General features: G+C 67.8%; 11 protein-coding genes and 1 pseudogene. 7 read left to right on the forward strand and 5 right to left on the reverse strand.

The window, feature by feature from the left end:
• Position 1 precedes the first annotated feature (1 nt).
• A complete protein-coding gene (locus tag ASV56_RS17180; protein WP_062563181.1) occupies positions 2-712 on the forward strand; it encodes a rhomboid family intramembrane serine protease in 711 nt (236 codons plus the stop codon).
• Here the strand turns inward: ASV56_RS17180 and murJ are convergent.
• Genes murJ through ASV56_RS17195 form a run of 3 tightly spaced genes read right to left on the reverse strand, consistent with a single transcriptional unit; the run spans position 703 to position 6,267 of the window.
• A complete protein-coding gene (gene murJ / locus ASV56_RS17185; RefSeq protein ID WP_062563182.1) occupies positions 703-2,247 on the reverse strand; it encodes a murein biosynthesis integral membrane protein MurJ in 1,545 nt (514 codons plus the stop codon). The genes ASV56_RS17180 and murJ overlap by 10 nt on opposite strands.
• Positions 2,248-2,257: 10 nt before the next feature.
• A complete protein-coding gene (locus ASV56_RS17190) occupies positions 2,258-5,068 on the reverse strand; it encodes a [protein-PII] uridylyltransferase (RefSeq protein ID WP_062563183.1) in 2,811 nt (936 codons plus the stop codon).
• A gap of 2 nt (positions 5,069-5,070) precedes the next feature.
• Complete coding sequence (locus tag ASV56_RS17195) at positions 5,071-6,267, reverse strand: penicillin-binding protein activator (RefSeq protein WP_062563184.1); 1,197 nt, start codon at positions 6,265-6,267, stop codon at positions 5,071-5,073.
• A 122-nt stretch (positions 6,268-6,389) separates the two neighbouring features.
• Between ASV56_RS17195 and rsmI the strand changes: the two genes are divergently transcribed.
• The 3 genes from rsmI (at position 6,390) to gshB (ending at position 8,733) form a co-directional block, all read left to right on the forward strand.
• Positions 6,390-7,298: a 16S rRNA (cytidine(1402)-2'-O)-methyltransferase gene (rsmI, locus tag ASV56_RS17200; RefSeq protein ID WP_082724890.1), complete on the forward strand. Its 909-nt coding sequence runs from the start codon at positions 6,390-6,392 to the stop codon at positions 7,296-7,298.
• Positions 7,295-7,702 (forward strand): YraN family protein, encoded by a 408-nt coding sequence (locus tag ASV56_RS17205; protein ID WP_062563185.1) that lies wholly within the window; start codon positions 7,295-7,297, stop codon positions 7,700-7,702. Before rsmI ends, ASV56_RS17205 begins: the two co-directional genes overlap by 4 nt.
• Before the next feature lie 65 nt (positions 7,703-7,767).
• Positions 7,768-8,733, forward strand: coding sequence for a glutathione synthase (gshB, locus tag ASV56_RS17210; protein ID WP_062563186.1), 966 nt, complete (start codon positions 7,768-7,770; stop codon positions 8,731-8,733).
• Positions 8,734-9,180: 447 nt separating this feature from the next.
• Here gshB and ASV56_RS17215 read toward each other — a convergent pair whose 3' ends face one another.
• Together ASV56_RS17215 and ASV56_RS17220 are read right to left on the reverse strand one after the other, a co-directional pair.
• Complete coding sequence (locus ASV56_RS17215; RefSeq protein ID WP_062560594.1) at positions 9,181-10,212, reverse strand: IS110 family RNA-guided transposase; 1,032 nt, start codon at positions 10,210-10,212, stop codon at positions 9,181-9,183.
• Positions 10,213-10,448: 236 nt separating this feature from the next.
• Positions 10,449-11,962: pseudogene (locus ASV56_RS17220) on the reverse strand (YifB family Mg chelatase-like AAA ATPase).
• 132 nt (positions 11,963-12,094) lie between these two features.
• Between ASV56_RS17220 and coaBC the strand changes: the two are divergent.
• Genes coaBC through sufB form a run of 3 tightly spaced genes read left to right on the forward strand, consistent with a single transcriptional unit; the run spans position 12,095 to position 15,961 of the window.
• Positions 12,095-13,369: a bifunctional phosphopantothenoylcysteine decarboxylase/phosphopantothenate--cysteine ligase CoaBC gene (gene coaBC / locus ASV56_RS17225; protein WP_062563187.1), complete on the forward strand. Its 1,275-nt coding sequence runs from the start codon at positions 12,095-12,097 to the stop codon at positions 13,367-13,369.
• Entirely contained in the window at positions 13,366-14,433 is a 1,068-nt protein-coding gene (locus ASV56_RS17230; protein WP_062563188.1) for a cysteine desulfurase family protein, read from the forward strand. Before coaBC ends, ASV56_RS17230 begins: the two co-directional genes overlap by 4 nt.
• Before the next feature lies 1 nt (position 14,434).
• Positions 14,435-15,961, forward strand: a complete 1,527-nt coding sequence (gene sufB / locus ASV56_RS17235) for a Fe-S cluster assembly protein SufB (RefSeq protein ID WP_062563189.1) — start codon at positions 14,435-14,437, stop codon at positions 15,959-15,961.
• Positions 15,962-15,974: the final 13 nt, after the last annotated feature.

Consider the following 15,974-nt stretch of genomic DNA (forward strand, 5'->3'; position numbering starts at 1 on the left):
GATGCGCCCCGGTTACGATGAATCGCCGCTGAACCCCGTGCCCGCCGTGGTCTGGATGATCGCCCTGCCGATGATCGCCTGCGAGGCGGTGTTCGGGCTGGGCCAGCTGGGCTTTCTGGGCGGCGGCCAGGGCGGCGGCATGGCCATGCGCCAGATCGCGGTCGAGCGCACCGCCTATATCCCCGATTTCGTGCTGCGGCTGTGGCAGATGAAGGTCTTCCTGCTGGACCAGAGCTGGCGCGTGCTGACCTATCCCTTCGTCCATCTGTCGCTGACGCATGCGCTGTTCGTCATCGTCTTCACGCTGGCCCTGGGCAACCTGATCGCGCATCAGTTCCGGCCCTGGGCGGTGATCGCGCTGTTCTTCGGCTCGGCCATCGGCGGGGCGCTGGTCTATACGCTTTGCGCGGGCCTTCTGCCGCAGTTCCGGTTCCAGCCGCTGATCGGCGGCTATCCGGCGGTCTATGGCTTCGTCGGCGCCTTCACTTTCCTGCTGTGGACCCGGCTCGGCCAGGAAAACGCCAACCGGCTGCGCGCCTTCACGCTGATCGGCATGCTGCTGGCCTTCCAGCTGGTGTTCGGCATCCTGTTCCAGGACGGCAGCCTGACCTGGATCGCCGAGGTGGCGGGCTTTGCCGCCGGCTTCATCCTGTCCTTCGTGCTGGTGCCCGGCGGAATCGCCCGGGTGGTCCGCCAGATCCGTCAGCGCTGACGCCGGAAGCCGGCGCGCAGGTCCGACAGGCGCACGGCGCCGCAGGCCACCGCTGCAAGCCCATAGGCCGCCATGCCGCCAAGGACCAGTGCGGCCAGCGCCAGGTAGCGGGTGCCAGGCGTGACCAGCGCCTGGTCCAGCGCCGCCATCAGCCCCCACAGCACCACGCCCATCACCGCCGAGGCCAGCGCGATGCGCGGCAGGCGGTGGCGCAACCGATCGTCGAGCTCGGCCGCCTCGCCAAAGGCGCGGGTGCCGTGCCAGAGCTGCGCCGCCATGGTCCAGCCGGCGACGGTCGTGCCCCAGGCGGCGGCCGAAAAGCCGATCAGCGGCGCGAGGCCCAAGGCCAGCACCGCGTTCACCACCATCGACCAGACGGCAAAGCGGAACGGCTTCTTCGTGTCCTCGCGCGCGAAATACAGCGGCTGCAGCACCTTTTGCAGAACGAAGGCCGGCAGGCCCAGGCCATAGATCGCCAGCGCCTGCGCCGTCGGGCCGACGTCCGAGGCCAGGAACTTGCCCCGCCCGAACAGGACCGCGATCAGCGGCCCGGCCGCCACCACCAGCGCCACCGCCGCCGGCACGGTCAAAAACAGCGCGAATTCGGCGGCGCGGTTATAGGCGTGCCGGCCGCCGCCGGTGTCGCCCGCCTTCAGCCGGCGCGAGATGTCGGGCAGCAGCACGATGCCGATGGCGATGCCCACCACGCCCAGCGGCAGCTGATACAGCCGGTCGGCATAGGTCAGCCAGGCCACCGCGCCGTCGAAGAACGAGCCGACCTGCTGTCCGACCATCAGGTTGATCTGCACCACGCCGCCGGCCAGCACGGCGGGTCCCGCCACCGCGATCAGCCGCTTCATGTCGGGCGAAAGCCGGGGCAGGCGCAGCCGCAGCGGAAAGCCCATGCGCTTGGCCGCCCACCAGACGGTCAGGAATTGCGCGATGCCCGAGACCGGCGTGGACCAGGCCATGGCACCGCCCATGTCCCAGCCATAGCGATGCGCCAGCAGCATGGCGGCGATCAGGATGAAGTTCATCAGCACCGGCGCCGCCGCCGCCGCGACGAAGCGCCCGCCCGCGTTCAGCAGCCCCGAAAGCAGCGCCGTCAGCGAGATGAACAGGATATAGGGAAAGCAGATCCGGCCATACATCACCGCAAGGTCGAAGCGCGGGTCGCCGTAGAACCCGGCCGCCATGGCAAAGACCAGCCAGGGCATGGCGAAATGTGCGATGACCGAGACGACCAGCACCACGGTGAACAGGCCCGAGAACGCCTCTTCGGCGAAGGCGCGGGCATCCTCTTCCCCCTCCAGGCGCTTGGCGAACATCGGCACGAAGGCGGTGTTGAAGGCGCCCTCGCCGAAGAAGCGGCGGAACATGTTGGGCAGGCGGAAGGCGACGTTATAGGCCTCGGCCACCGGGCCGGCGCCCAGATAGGCCGCCATCATAACGTCGCGGACAAAGCCCACGACGCGGCTGGCCAGCGTCCACGCCCCCACCGAGAGGAAGCCCCGGATCAGTCTTATCGGTTGCATCGCTGTCCCTTCAGAACGTCCCGCCAAGCGGGCGCTCGGCCTTTTCCGCGCGCTCGGTCCCGTCCTTGAGGGCCTGGCGCAGCTTCTTTTCCAGCGTGTCGCGGCGACCCTGCTGGTGCAGCTTCAGCCCGAACATGTCCTTGACATAGAAGGTGTCGACGACCTGGGCGCCGAAGGTGGCGATGACCGCGCTGGCGATCTGGATGTGGTTCTCGGCCAGGGTCCGGGTCAGGTCGTAAAGCAGGCCGGGGCGGTCGCGGGTGTCGACCTCGATCACCGTGTAGACGTCCGAGGCCTCGTTGTCGAAGGTGATATGCGTCGGGAAGCGGAAGGCCGCCTCGCGCTTTTTCGGCTTGTCGCGGCCGGCCAGCGCCTCGCGCGCGACGATCTCGCCCTTCAGCGTGCGCTCGATCATCTTGCGCAGGCGCGGCAGGCGGTCGGCGGCATAGGGATGGCCGTCGGCGTCCTGCAGCCAGAAGACCGCGGTGGCGAATCCGTCCTTGGTGGTATAGGTGCGCGCATCGACGATATTGGCGCCGACCAGCGCCAGGGCCCCCGCCATGCGGGAAAAGATGCCGGGATGGTCGGCCAGCACGAAGGCCGCGCGGGTCGCGTCGCGGTCGGTGTCGGGGTGCAGGTCGATGCGGATCTCGTCATCGCCGACGCCCGCCAGCAGATGGGCAAAGACCGATTGCGTCTCGGTCGGCAGGCCGGGCCAATAGGCGTCGTAATGGCGCGCCAGCTCGGCCTTGATCGCCTTCGGCTCCCAGGACTTCGCGGCCAGCAGGTGGCGCAGCGAGCGTTTCGCCTCGCCGGTGCGCTTGTCGCGGTTCAGCTCCTCGAGGCCGTTCTGCAGCGCCAGCGCCGTCTCGCGGTGCAGCTTGCGCAGCAGCATGGCCTTCCAGTTGTTCCAGGTGCCGGGCCCGACGCCGCGAATGTCGCAGACCGTCAGCACCAGCAGCATGTCCAGCCGCTTGACCGTCTTCACCGCCTTGGCAAAGTCGCGCAGCGTGCGCGGATCGGCGATGTCGCGCTTTTGCGCCACGTCCGACATCAGCAGGTGGTTGCGGATCAGCCATTCGATGGTCTCGATCTCATCCACCGGCAGGCCGAAGCGGGTGCAGATCCGCCGCGCCAGCCGCGCGCCCAGGATCGAGTGATCCTCGCTCCGGCCCTTGCCGATGTCGTGCAGCAGCACGGCCAGGTAGATCACCCGGCGGTTGACCTTGCCCTTCATGATCTTGCTGACCATGGGCAGATCCTCGACATCGTCGCCGCGCTCGATGGCGGCCAAGGCCGCGACGCATTGGATCAGGTGCTCGTCGACCGTGTAATGGTGATAGACGTTGAACTGCATCATCGCGACGACCGGGGCGAATTCCGGAATGAAGGCGGCCAGAACGCCAAGCTCGTTCATCCGCCGCAGCGAGCGTTCCGGGTTGCCGTGCTTCAGCAGCAGGTCCAGGAAGATCCGCACCGCCTCGGGGTCCGAGCGCATGCGGTCGTCGATCAGATCGAGGTTCGCCGCCACCGCGCGCATGGCGTCGGGGTGGATCAGGATGCCGGTGCGCAGGGCCTCCTCGAACAGGCGCAGGATGTTCAGCGGGTCGGACAGGAACTGCTTTTCATCGACGAAGTTCAGCCGGCCGCGGTCCAGCCGGAACCCGGGCCGGATGCGGCGGCGGCGCTGGAACAGCAGGTTCATGATCGGCGCGCGGTAGAGGTGGCGCGCCTCGAGCGCGACCAGGAAGACGCGCGTCAGCTCGCCCACCTTGGTCGCGTGCAGGAAATAGTCCTGCATGAAGATCTCGACCGCGCGCCGGCCGCCGAGGTCGCGATAGCCCATGCGCATTGCCACCTCGACCTGCATGTCGAAGGTCAGCTGGTCCTGCGGCCGGCCGGCGATCAGGTGCAGGTGGCAGCGCACCGCCCACAGGAAATCCTCGGCCTGCCAGAAGGTCAGGTGCTCTTCCTTGGTGAAGAAGCCCAGGTCGACCAGCTCGACGGCGCGGTCGACGCGGTGGATGTATTTCGCGATCCAGTAGAGGGTCTGCAGGTCGCGCAACCCGCCCTTGCCCTCCTTGACGTTCGGTTCCAGCACATAGCGCTGGCCGCCCTGGCGGCGGTGGCGCTCGGCGCGCTCGGCGAGCTTGGCCTCGATGAATTGCGGCACGCTCTTGTCGAAGAGCTCGCTCCACAGCCGGTCGCGCAGCGTCTCGGCGGTGGCGGCATGTCCGCAGATCAGCCGGTGCTCCAGAAGGCTGGTGCGGATCGTCATGTCGCCGGCGCCAAGCCGGATGCAATCGTCGACCGAGCGGGTGGATTGCCCGACCTTCAGCTTCAGGTCCCACAGCATGTAGAGCATGGATTCGACCACGCTCTCGACCCAGCCCGAGATCTTCCAGGGGGTCAGAAACAGCAGGTCGACGTCGGATTGCGGCGCCATCTCGGCGCGGCCGTAGCCGCCGATGGCCAGCACCGACAGCCGCTCGGCATCGGTCGGATCGGCCAGCGGGTGCAGGATGGTGGTGGCGACGTGGTGGATGGCGATGACGGTCGCATCGGTCAGGCTGGCGATGGCGCGCACCGTCTCGCGCGCGGCGCGCGGGTGGGACATGAAGCCTGCGGCGATGTCGGCCATGGCGGCGGTGCGGGCCTGGGTCAGCAGGGCGACGGCGCGGGCGCGGATCTCGCGCGGGTCGCCCGCGCCTTGCAGGGCGGCAGTCAGCGCCGGCAGGAAGGACTCGGGCGCGAAGAGGGAATGCGCCCCGGGCAGGGCCGGGGCGCTTTGCGGCAGGGTCTCGGTCTTGCCTGCGCTCAAGATCAGAACCCGAAGCCGCCAAAGCTGCGCGGGGCCGGGTCCAGCACCACCAGCTGGTTGCCGCGCACCGTGGCCACGGCCAACGCGCGTTCGTTGGTGCCGTCGCGGCGCAGGCGGAAGGCGCCCTGAATCCCGGCGAAGCCCGAGTTCTGGGTCAGCCCGGCGGTGGTCAGCGCATTGCGCTTGCCGGCGCGGACCAGGGCGGCGATGGCCGCGACCCCGTCATAGCCCAGCGAGCCCAGCTCGTGCGGCGTCTCGCCATGGGCGGCGCGATAGCGCTGGTCGAACTGCGCCTTCATCGTCGTGTCGGGAATAGCGAACCAGCCGCCCTGCACCCCGCGCAGCTGCAACCGGGCCGAGGGCTGGTCCCAGCGCGTCAGCCCCATCATCTGCACCGAGGCCGAGGTGACGCCCGCATCGGCCAGCCTGTCGGTCAGATAGGGCAGCACCGCGCCCTGGTTGGCGGTCAGGAAGACCGCGTCGACATTGCCCGACAGCGCCGCCGCGGTGACATTCGGGATGATGCCGTCGATGCCCTGTTTCGACACCGGATGCACCGCGCTGCCGGCAAGGCTCGCGCCATTGCGCTGGATGGCACGCTCGATGGCGCGGGCGCCGACCTGGCCCGCCGCGTCGTCCTCGGCCACCATCAGGATGCGGCGCTTGCCATTCCGGACGCCGTATTTCACCAGCCGGTCGGCGACATTGTCGAAGGTATTGCCCAGCACGAAGACATTGCCGCCGGCGATGTCGGTGTTATTCGAGAAGGACAGCACGTTGACGCCCCGGGGCGCCATGGCATTGCCGACCGCATTGGCGCTGTCGGCGAACAGCGGGCCCAGGATGATCTTGGCGCCTTCGCTGACCGCCTGGTTGGCCGAAGCGACGGCGGCGCCCGGCTCGGAGCCGGCATTGTAGACGCGCAGGTCGATGGTGGCACCGCGCGCATCGGCCGCAGCCATCCTGGCGGAATTCGTCAGCGAGCGCGCCAGCCAGTCCAGGTCGGCATTGCCGCCCGGCACCAGCAGCGCCACCGGCACCGGCTGCGACGGGTCGATGGCCTGGCCGGTCTGCGGACCCGAGGCCCCCGTCCCGACCGGCTCGCAGGCGGCAAGCGTCATGGCGGCAAGCACGGCTGCGATACGCGCGGCCGGGCGGCGCAGATCGAAGGCGCCGCGGATCGTTTTCAGGACGGTCATGGCGTGATTCCCTGTTGGATCGAGGCTGGGGGTTTGATGGGGGCAGGTTATTGGCATATTCCGGACAAGGCAACTTGCCCCATGCGGGCGGCCCGTTTGTGGGCAGACAGAAAGGATCCGCGATGGAGAATGGCGCCAGCACAACCGGGACGGGCGCGCGGGCGGTCTCGCTCTCGATTTCGGCCAGTGCGCCCGAAGCCGGGCTCTATCTGGTGGCGACGCCGATCGGCGCGGCGCGCGACATCACGCTGCGGGCGCTCGACGTGCTGAACACCGCCGACGTGCTGGCGGCCGAGGACACCCGCAACCTGCGCCACCTGATGGACATCCATGGCATCGCGCTGCGCGGCCGGCGCCTGATCGCCTATCACGACCATAACGCCGACCGGGCCCGCCCGGCGGTGCTGGCGGCGCTGGAGCAGGGGAAGTCGGTGGCCTATGCCTCGGACGCGGGCACGCCGCTGGTTGCCGATCCGGGCTACCGGCTGGCACGCGACGCGGCCGAGGCCGGTCATGCGGTGCGGGCGCTGCCCGGCCCCTCGGCGGCGCTGGCGGCGCTCTCGGTCTCGGGCCTGCCCAGCGACCGTTTCCTTTTCGTCGGCTTTCCGCCGGCGGCGGCCGGGGCACGGCGCAAATGGATCGAAAGCTGGCGCGCGGTCGAGGCCACGGTCATCGCCTTCGAAAGCCCCAGGCGCGTTAAGCAATTGTTGGAGAATGTCTGCGATGCTGAGGCGAATCGGGCTACAGTGATCTGCAGGGAACTGACCAAGAAATTCGAAGAGGTGATGCGCGGGACGGCGGCGGAACTGGCGGAACGGATACCGGAGGAAGGCTTGCGCGGCGAAATCGTCGTGCTGTTCGGCCATCCGCAGCCTCTCGCGCCCAGCGAAGCTAATCTGCGCGATGCGCTGGCCGACCTGCCCGAAGACATGCCGGTCAAGGCCGCCGCGACCGAGATCGCCACGAGATTCGGCCTGCCGCGCCGCGATGTCTATGCGCTGGCCGTGCAGATGAGGAAGGAACGGGAATGAAGCATGAAAGGGATTTCACGCCGGCGGTGGCCCTGGATGCCCGGGCCTGGCGCGGCACGGTGGCCTGCTCGGGCGGCCGGATGGCCGAGGACTCCGTCGCGCGGGAATACGGCATGCGCGGCTATGATCTCATCGCCGAACGCTGGCGCGGCCAGGGCGGCGAGATCGACCTGATCCTGTGCAAGGACGGCGAATATGTCTTTGTCGAGGTCAAGAAGGCCAGCTTTCACCATTGGGCGGCCGAGCGGATCGGACGCCGGCAGATCATGCGTATCTGCAACGCCGCGATGGAATTCTGCGGCCGCCTGTCGACCGGCCTGCTGACCCCGATGCGATTCGATGCCGCGCTGGTCGACCAGTTCGGGCGGGTGGAGATTCACGAGAATGCCTTCGGCGGCAACTGACGGCACGCTTGCAATGGCCCGATAGCCGGGCCAGAACTCCGCTGGAACAGGCGGGAGATGATCGCATGAGTCTTTACGTGGCCCTGCAGATGGACCCGATCGAGCATGTCTCGATCGATGGGGATAGCACCTTCCGGCTGGGGCTCGAGGCCGAGGCGCGCGGCCATCGGCTGTTCCAGTATACTGCCGACCGGCTGAGCTATGTCGAAGGTCGCATCGTCGCCCGGGGCAGGCCGGTCACCCTGCGCCGCGAACAGGGCAATCACGTCGATTTCGGCGACTGGGCGGATGTCGACCTGGGCGATTTCGACGTCGTCTGGCTGCGTCAGGATCCGCCTTTCGACATGGGCTACATCACCACGACCCATCTGCTGGACCGCGTGCATCCGGACACCTTCGTGGTGAACGACCCGTTCTGGGTCCGCAACAGCCCCGAGAAGCTGCTGGTTCTGGATTTCCCCGAACTGACGCCGCCGACCCTGATTACCCGCGACCTGGCGCAGATCCGCGATTTCCGGCGGCGGCATGGCGATTTCATCCTGAAGCCGCTTTACGGCAATGGCGGCGTCGGCATCTTCCACATGCGGCCGGACGATCCAAACCTGTCCTCTCTGGTCGAGACCTTTCTCGCGAGCAGCCGCGAGCCGATCATCGCGCAGAAATATCTGCCCGCCGTGGTCAAGGGCGACAAGCGCATCATCCTTGTCGACGGCGATCCGGTCGGTGCCATCAACCGGGTGCCTGCCGCCGGCGAGGTCCGCTCGAACATGCATGTCGGCGGCAGTCCGGAGAAGATCGGCCTGACCGCACGCGAACACGAGATCTGCGCGGTCATCGGCCCGGTCCTGCGCGAAAAGGGGTTACTCTTCACGGGCATCGACGTCATCGACGGCTGGCTGACCGAAATCAACGTGACCTCGCCCACTGGCATCCAGGAACTGGAGCGGTTCGACGGCATCAATGCCGCCGCGCTGATCTGGGAAGCCATCGAGCGCAGGCTGGCTGCCCGTGGGCAAGCGCCTCAAGGCTGACGGCCGGAATGATTCGGATGCCGTTTTCGTAACCCGAGCATCGTGCATCGCTTTAGCGCGGATATCCAAGCGGTGGTTTGAAGCAACCCCGCCCGCAAGCCCAGGCCCATCGCTAGTGTCAGGACTTCGGTAACGGGGTCGTCCCAGTCAAGCGGTTTTGCGCATACGGGATGTGCCGCCGGAGCGCGCGGTCTTGTTCTTTGAGAAAGTGATCTGCTTCCCTGTTCGGCAGCCTTCGCCTGAGATCGACCCGGGTGCATGCTTCGGTCCGTGGTCAGCGCTGTGGCTGCCAACATGATGCTGGTTCAATGCAATTCCGATGTGCCCATCTCATTGGCGTGCTCGATACGATCGGCATCAGTCCTGAGCACGGCATCACCGGAACCGCGTCCCGTGGGGACCTCGAAGGCCCGCGATCAGGCGGGCAGCAGTCTGGAATCTGTGTCTTCAGCCGGCATGAAGCACGGGAATGTCAAAACGGAAGTCGGTGTCATCCTTCCACATCCGGTGCAGGATCACGGCGATGCGGCGGGCCAGCGCAACCATCGCGCGCTTGGCACCCCGACGGCGCGCAAGTTTTGCCGCCCAGGTTCGCAGCCAGCTCGCCCGTCCACGATGCATCATGACGGTTGCGGCCTGGCACAGCGCGCGTCGAAGGTTGACGTCGCCTGCCTTGGTGATCCCGCCCGAGATGTCGCGCTCGCCCGACTGGTTGCGAGACGGCGTCAGGCCGACCCATGGTCCGACCTTCTTCGAGGATGTGAAGCGGGCGGGATCATCGACAGCGGATCGATAGGTCAACGCCACGACGGCGCCGATCCCGGGCATCGACATCAGCCGACGACAGACCGGATCTTCCTGGGAGAGTTGACGGACATTGCGTTCAAGACCCGCCAGCTCTCGCCGCAGCGCCGCGCGCGCGCGAAGCATGGGTTCGGTTGCCGCTTCCAGCATCGGGTTGCCCGCCGCCAGTTCGCGGATACGCTGTTCGAACCTGCCGCGGGATATGGTGCCAACCTTGAGCCCGAAGTTCCGCAGCAGCCCGCGCAGTGACATTTCCAGCGTGATAAACCCTTGTTGCACAGCCTTACGAGCGCTGAGCACCGCTCTAACCTCCTGTGCAGACACCGATTTGCAATGAACGGGTCGGAACCAACCAAGATGAATCAGACGTGCAATACCCTCTGCATCCCGCCGGTCCGTCTTGATCGGCATGGCCTTCAGGGCGCCTTTTACCTGTCTGGTTTCCATTAGAACGACAGGTAGTCCCGCATCTGACAACCCGCGATGCAGCCACTGCGACAAGGGGCCAGCCTCAAGCCCGACGGCGGCAATTGCGCCGTCCTGGTCGCAGATCCAGCACGACAGCGCTTTGGGCTCGCTGGCCACCTGCGCCTCCTTCACGATCTTCCCATGCTCGCTGATCACGCAGATCGCGGTCTTCTCCAGCGACACATCCAGCCCGACAAACAGCTTCATCCCGCAGTCCTCCATGTAGATCCGATACGGGAATGGCGCCAGCTTGCCCTCAATCTTGCAACGGTAACGGGCGGGTCGCGACGCAGGCCCCGTTACGGCATCTCGTTCACGTGTCATAGCCAGAACATGACGGTGGCGGCGCGGGCTATGGCGGAAAGAAGACCTTCGGACAGCGGTCATAGCGGGTGGCAACCGGGTGGCTTCGGAGCGCCCTGCCAGCCATCCCGCAACTCTCGTCAGTCGGGGCGGCCGAAGGGCAGGCGATAGGACAGCGCCTCGGCCAGGTGCGGCTGGCGGATCGCCGGCGAATCGTCGAGGTCGGCAATGGTGCGGGCGCTGCGCAGGATGCGGTGGTAGCCGCGCGGGGTCAGCCCCAGCTTTTCGGCCGCGAGCGCGAGCAGCGACCGGCACTCGCTGTCGAGCGGCGCGATCTCCTCGAGCAGCCGGCCCGAGGCGTCGGCATTGACCCGCGCCCGCGGGTGGTCGGCAAAGCGCCGGGCCTGGATGCCGCGGGCCGCCGTCACCCGCTCGGCGACCGTGGCCGAGCTTTCGCCGGTCGCGGGCAGGCCCAGGTCGGCAATCGAAACCTGCGGCACCTCGAGCGCAGGTCGAAGCGGTCCATCATCGGCCCCGAGATCCGCCCCAGGTAATCCGCCCCGCAGCGCGGCGCCTTGCTGCAGGTCTGGCCGGCATCGGCGATCTCGCCGCAGCGGCAGGGGTTCGCGGCGGCGACCAGCAGGAAGCGCGCCGGATAGCGGATATGGGCATTGGCGCGCGAGACATGGATCTCGCCGGTTTCGATCGGCTCGCGCAGGGCGTCGATGACTCGGCGCTCGAATTCCGGCAGTTCGTCGAGGAACAGCACGCCGTTATGGGCGATGCTGGCCTGGCCGGGCCGGGCGCCGCGCCCGCCGCCGACCATGGCCGCCATCGAGGCGGTGTGATGCGGCTGGCAGAAGGGCGCACTGCGCGAGATGCCGCCCTCGGCCAGCTGGCCGGCGACGGAATGGATGACCGAGGTCTCCAGCGCCTCTTGCGGGGTCAGCGGCGGCAGGATGCCGGGCAGCCGCGTCGCCAGCATCGACTTGCTGGCGCCGGGGGGGCCGACCATCAGCAGGTGGTGGCGGCCGGCGGCGGCGATCTCGATGGCGCGGCGCGCGCGTTCCTGGCCTATGACCTCGGACAGATCGGCGGCGCGCGCGGTCTCGGCCAGTTCGCCCGGCTGGGCGCGGGGCAGGGGTGCGCGGTCGGTCAGGTGGTCCACCGCCTCGCGCAGCGTGCGCGGCGCAAGCACGGGGACGGCGGCGACCCAGGCCGCCTCGGGGCCGCAGGCGCGCGGCACGATCAGCGCCCGGCCATCCTCGGCCGCGGCCATGGCGGCGGGCAGGGCGCCCGTCACCGGCGAAAGCCGGCCGTCCAGCGCCAGCTCGCCCAGCGAGACCACGCGCTCCAGCGCCTCGGCCGGAACCACCTCCAGCGCGGCCAGCACCGCGAGCGCAATGGGCAGGTCGAAATGCGAGCCCTCTTTCGGCAGGTCGGCCGGCGACAGGTTCACCGTCACCCGTCGCGACGGCATGGCGATCGACAGCGCGCCGAAGGCGGCCTTGACTCGCTCGCGCGCCTCGCTGACCGACTTGTCGGGCAGGCCGACGATGCCGAAGCCCGGCAGCCCGGCTGAGACCGAACATTGCACCTCGACCAGCCGCGCCTCGACCCCGTCGAAGGCCACGGTATAGGCAATCGCCACCATCGTCGTCCCCACGTCACCCCGGCCCGGATTAACCCAGCAAGGCTTAAAGATTGGTTAACGGGCGCGGCTCGCTTGTTCCGGCCCCCGCTTCGGCCTATGTCCTTGCCAAGCGTCACGGCAAAGGAAGCGACCATGCAGGGCAGCCGCATATTGCTGATCGTCGGCGGAGGAATCGCCGCCTTCAAGATCCCCGAGCTGATCCGCATGATCCGGCGCGAGGGCGGCGCGGTGGTGCCGGTGCTGACCGCAGCGGGGGCCGAGTTCGTGACGCCGCTGACGCTGTCGTCGCTGGCGGAATCGCCGTGCCATACCGCGCTTTTCGACCTGACCCGCGAATCCGAGATGGGCCATATCCAGCTGTCGCGCGCCGCCGATCTGGTCGTGGTGGCGCCGGCCACGGCGGACCTGCTGGCGAAGATGGCGGCGGGGCTGGCGGGCGACCTTGCCTCGACCTTGCTCCTGGCGACCGACAAGCCGGTGCTGGTGGCGCCGGCGATGAACGTGCGCATGTGGCAGCATCCGGCGACGCAGCGCAACCTCGACACGCTGGAGAACGACGGCATCCGCTTCGTCGGCCCGGACGAGGGCGACATGGCCTGCGGCGAATACGGCCCCGGCCGCATGGCCGAGCCCGAGGCGATTCTTTCGGCGATCCGCAGCGCGCTTGGCCACGACAAGCCGCTGCGCCTGCCGCCCGAAGCGGTGGTGTCGCTGCCGCAGCGGGTGCTGACCGGGCGGCATGTCATCGTGACCTCGGGCCCGACGCATGAGCCGATCGACCCGGTGCGCTATATCGCCAACCGGTCCAGCGGCGCACAGGGCACGGCCATCGCGGCCGCGCTGCGCGACCTGGGCGCGCGGGTCAGCTTCGTCACCGGCCCGGCCGAGGTGCCGCCGCCGGAGGGCGTCGAGGTGATCGCCGTCGAGACCGCGCGCCAGATGCGCGACGCGGTCGAGGATGCGCTGCCCGCCGATGCCGCCGTGATGGCCGCCGCCGTGGCCGACTGGCATGTCGCCAATGCCCGCAACGGCAAGATCAAGAAGGACGGCTCGGGCCAGCTGCCCGAGCTGCAATTCGCGGAGAACCCGGATATTCTGGCCTGGATCAGCCAGTTGCGGCAGGGCCGGCCCGAACTGGTCGTGGGCTTTGCGGCCGAGACCGACGATGTGCTGGCCAATGCCACCGCCAAGCTGATGCGCAAGGGTTGCGACTGGATCGTGGCGAATGACGTGAGCCCCTCGACCGGCATCATGGGCGGGGCCGAGAATGCGGTGACGCTGATCTCGGCCGCCGGGACGGAAAGCTGGCCGCGGCTTGGCAAGGACGAGGTGGCGCGCCGGCTGGCGGCGCGGCTGGCCGATGCCCTGAACCATGCGGGCGACACCTTGCCGGGGGATCGGGCATGAACAGGGTTTATCTGGACTGGAACGCCACCGCGCCGCTGCGCCCCGAGGCGCGCGCGGCGATGCTGGAGGCGAGCGAGATCGTCGGCAACCCGTCCTCGGTCCATGCCGAGGGGCGGGCGGCGAAATCGGCGCTGGAGCGCGCGCGCGAGGAGATCGCCACGGCGCTGGGGGCCGAAGGCGCGGATGTCATCTTCACCTCGGGCGCGACGGAAAGCGCGGCGCTGATCCTGGGCGGGCGCGACCTGGCCTGCGCCGGGGTCGAGCATGCCGCCGTGCTGGCCTGGTGCCGCGACGTCCTGCAGGTCGATGCGGCGGGCACCGTGGCGGTGCCCAACCCGGCCGGCGCGACGCTGCAACTCGCCAATGCCGAGACCGGGGTGATCCAGGACCTGCCCGAGGGGCTGGCGGTCAGCGACATGACCCAGGCCTTCGGGAAAGTTCCCTTTGCCTTCAACTGGCTGGGCGTGCAGGCGGGCTTCGTCTCGGCCCACAAGCTGGGCGGTCCGCGCGGCATCGGCGCCCTGGTCGTCCGGCGCGGCACCGACATCGAGGCGCGCATCAAGGGCGGCGGGCAAGAGCAGGGTCGCCGCGCCGGGACCGAGAACCTGATCGGCATTCTGGGCTTTGCCGCGGCCGCAAAGGCGGCGCAGAATGATCTGGATCAAGGAATCGGTGAAAAAATGGGTGAAATCCGCGATTCACTGATGGGTGCTCTGGAATCCCGGACAGAAATGGTTACATTTCCGGGGCGCGAATCCCGCCGCCTGCCGAATACATTGTCGATCCTGACGCCGGGATGGCGCGGAGAGACGCAGGTGATGCAGATGGACCTCGCCGGATTTGCCGTTTCGGCAGGCTCGGCCTGTTCCTCGGGCAAGGTCCGGCCAAGCTCCGTCCTGACGGCCATGGGGATCGCGCCGGAATGGGCGGGCGATGCGATCCGCGTCTCGATCGGTCCGACGACGGACCCTCGGGACGTTCAGCGTTTCGCGGATGCCTGGCTGGCGGCGCGCGACCGCTGGCGGCAAAGGAATGATCAGCGGGAAACCGCGGGAAGGGTGTGAGATGTCTGTTGAGACCGGCGAGGCCATCGAAGTCCGCGAGGGCGTAGACCGCGAGACCGTCGAGACCGTCCAGAACATGGGGTCTTACAAATACGGCTGGGATACCGAGATCGAGATGGACTATGCCCCCAAGGGCATCAACGAGGACATCGTCCGGCTGATCTCGGAAAAGAACGCCGAGCCGGAGTGGATGCTGGAATGGCGCCTGGCCGCCTTCCGCCGCTGGCAGACCATGGTCGAGCCGAAATGGGCGATGCTGAACTATCCGGTAATCGACTACCAGGACCAGTATTACTATGCCCGGCCGAAAAGCATGGCGGTAAAGCCGAAGTCGCTGGACGAGGTCGATCCGAAGCTGCTGGCGACCTATGAAAAGCTGGGCATCCCGCTGAAGGAACAGATGATCCTGGCCGGGATCGAGGGCGCCGAGGGCGCGCCGGCCGAAGGGCGCAAGGTCGCGGTCGATGCGGTCTTCGACAGCGTCAGCGTCGGCACCACCTTCAAGGACGAACTGGCCAAGGCCGGCGTCATCTTCTGCTCGATCAGCGAGGCGATCCGCGAGCATCCCGAACTGGTGAAGAAATACCTCGGCTCGGTCGTGCCGCAATCGGACAATTTCTTCGCCACGCTGAACTCGGCGGTCTTCTCGGACGGCAGCTTCGTCTATGTGCCGCCGGGCACGCGCTGCCCGATGGAGCTTTCGACCTATTTCCGCATCAATGCCGAAAATACCGGCCAGTTCGAGCGCACGCTGATCATCGCCGACAAGGGCGCCTATGTCAGCTATCTGGAAGGCTGCACCGCGCCCAAGCGCGACGTGGCGCAGCTGCACGCGGCGGTTGTGGAAATCGTCATCCTCGAGGATGCCGAGGTGAAATATTCCACCGTGCAGAACTGGTTCCCCGGCGACGAGGAAGGCAAGGGCGGCATCTACAACTTCGTCACCAAGCGCGCCGATTGCCGCGAGGCCCGCGCCAAGGTGATGTGGACGCAGGTGGAAACCGGCAGCGCGATCACCTGGAAATACCCCTCCTGCATCCTGCGCGGCGAGGAAAGCCAGGGCGAGTTTTATTCGATCGCCATCGCCAACAACATGCAGCAGGCGGATACCGGCACCAAGATGATCCATCTTGGCAAGAACACCCGCTCGCGCATTGTTTCCAAAGGGATTTCCGCCGGCAAGGCGCAGAACACCTATCGCGGCCTGGTGTCGATGCACCCGCGCGCCACCAACAGCCGCAACTACACGCAATGCGACAGCCTGCTGATCGGCGATCAATGCGGCGCCCATACCGTCCCCTATATCGAGGTGAAGAATACCTCGTCCCGGGTGGAGCACGAGGCGACGACTTCGAAGGTGGACGACGACCAGCTGTTCTATTGCCGCGCCCGCGGCATCGACGAGGAGGCCGCCGTGGCGCTGGTGGTGAACGGGTTCTGCCGCGAGGTCTTGCAGGCCCTGCCGATGGAATTCGCCATGGAGGCGCAATCGCTGGTGGCGATCAGCCTCGAAGGCTCGGTCGGATGACCGGCCGCCGCCG

This window comes from Paracoccus aminovorans (genome assembly GCF_001546115.1).
Taxonomy (GTDB): domain Bacteria; phylum Pseudomonadota; class Alphaproteobacteria; order Rhodobacterales; family Rhodobacteraceae; genus Paracoccus; species Paracoccus aminovorans_B.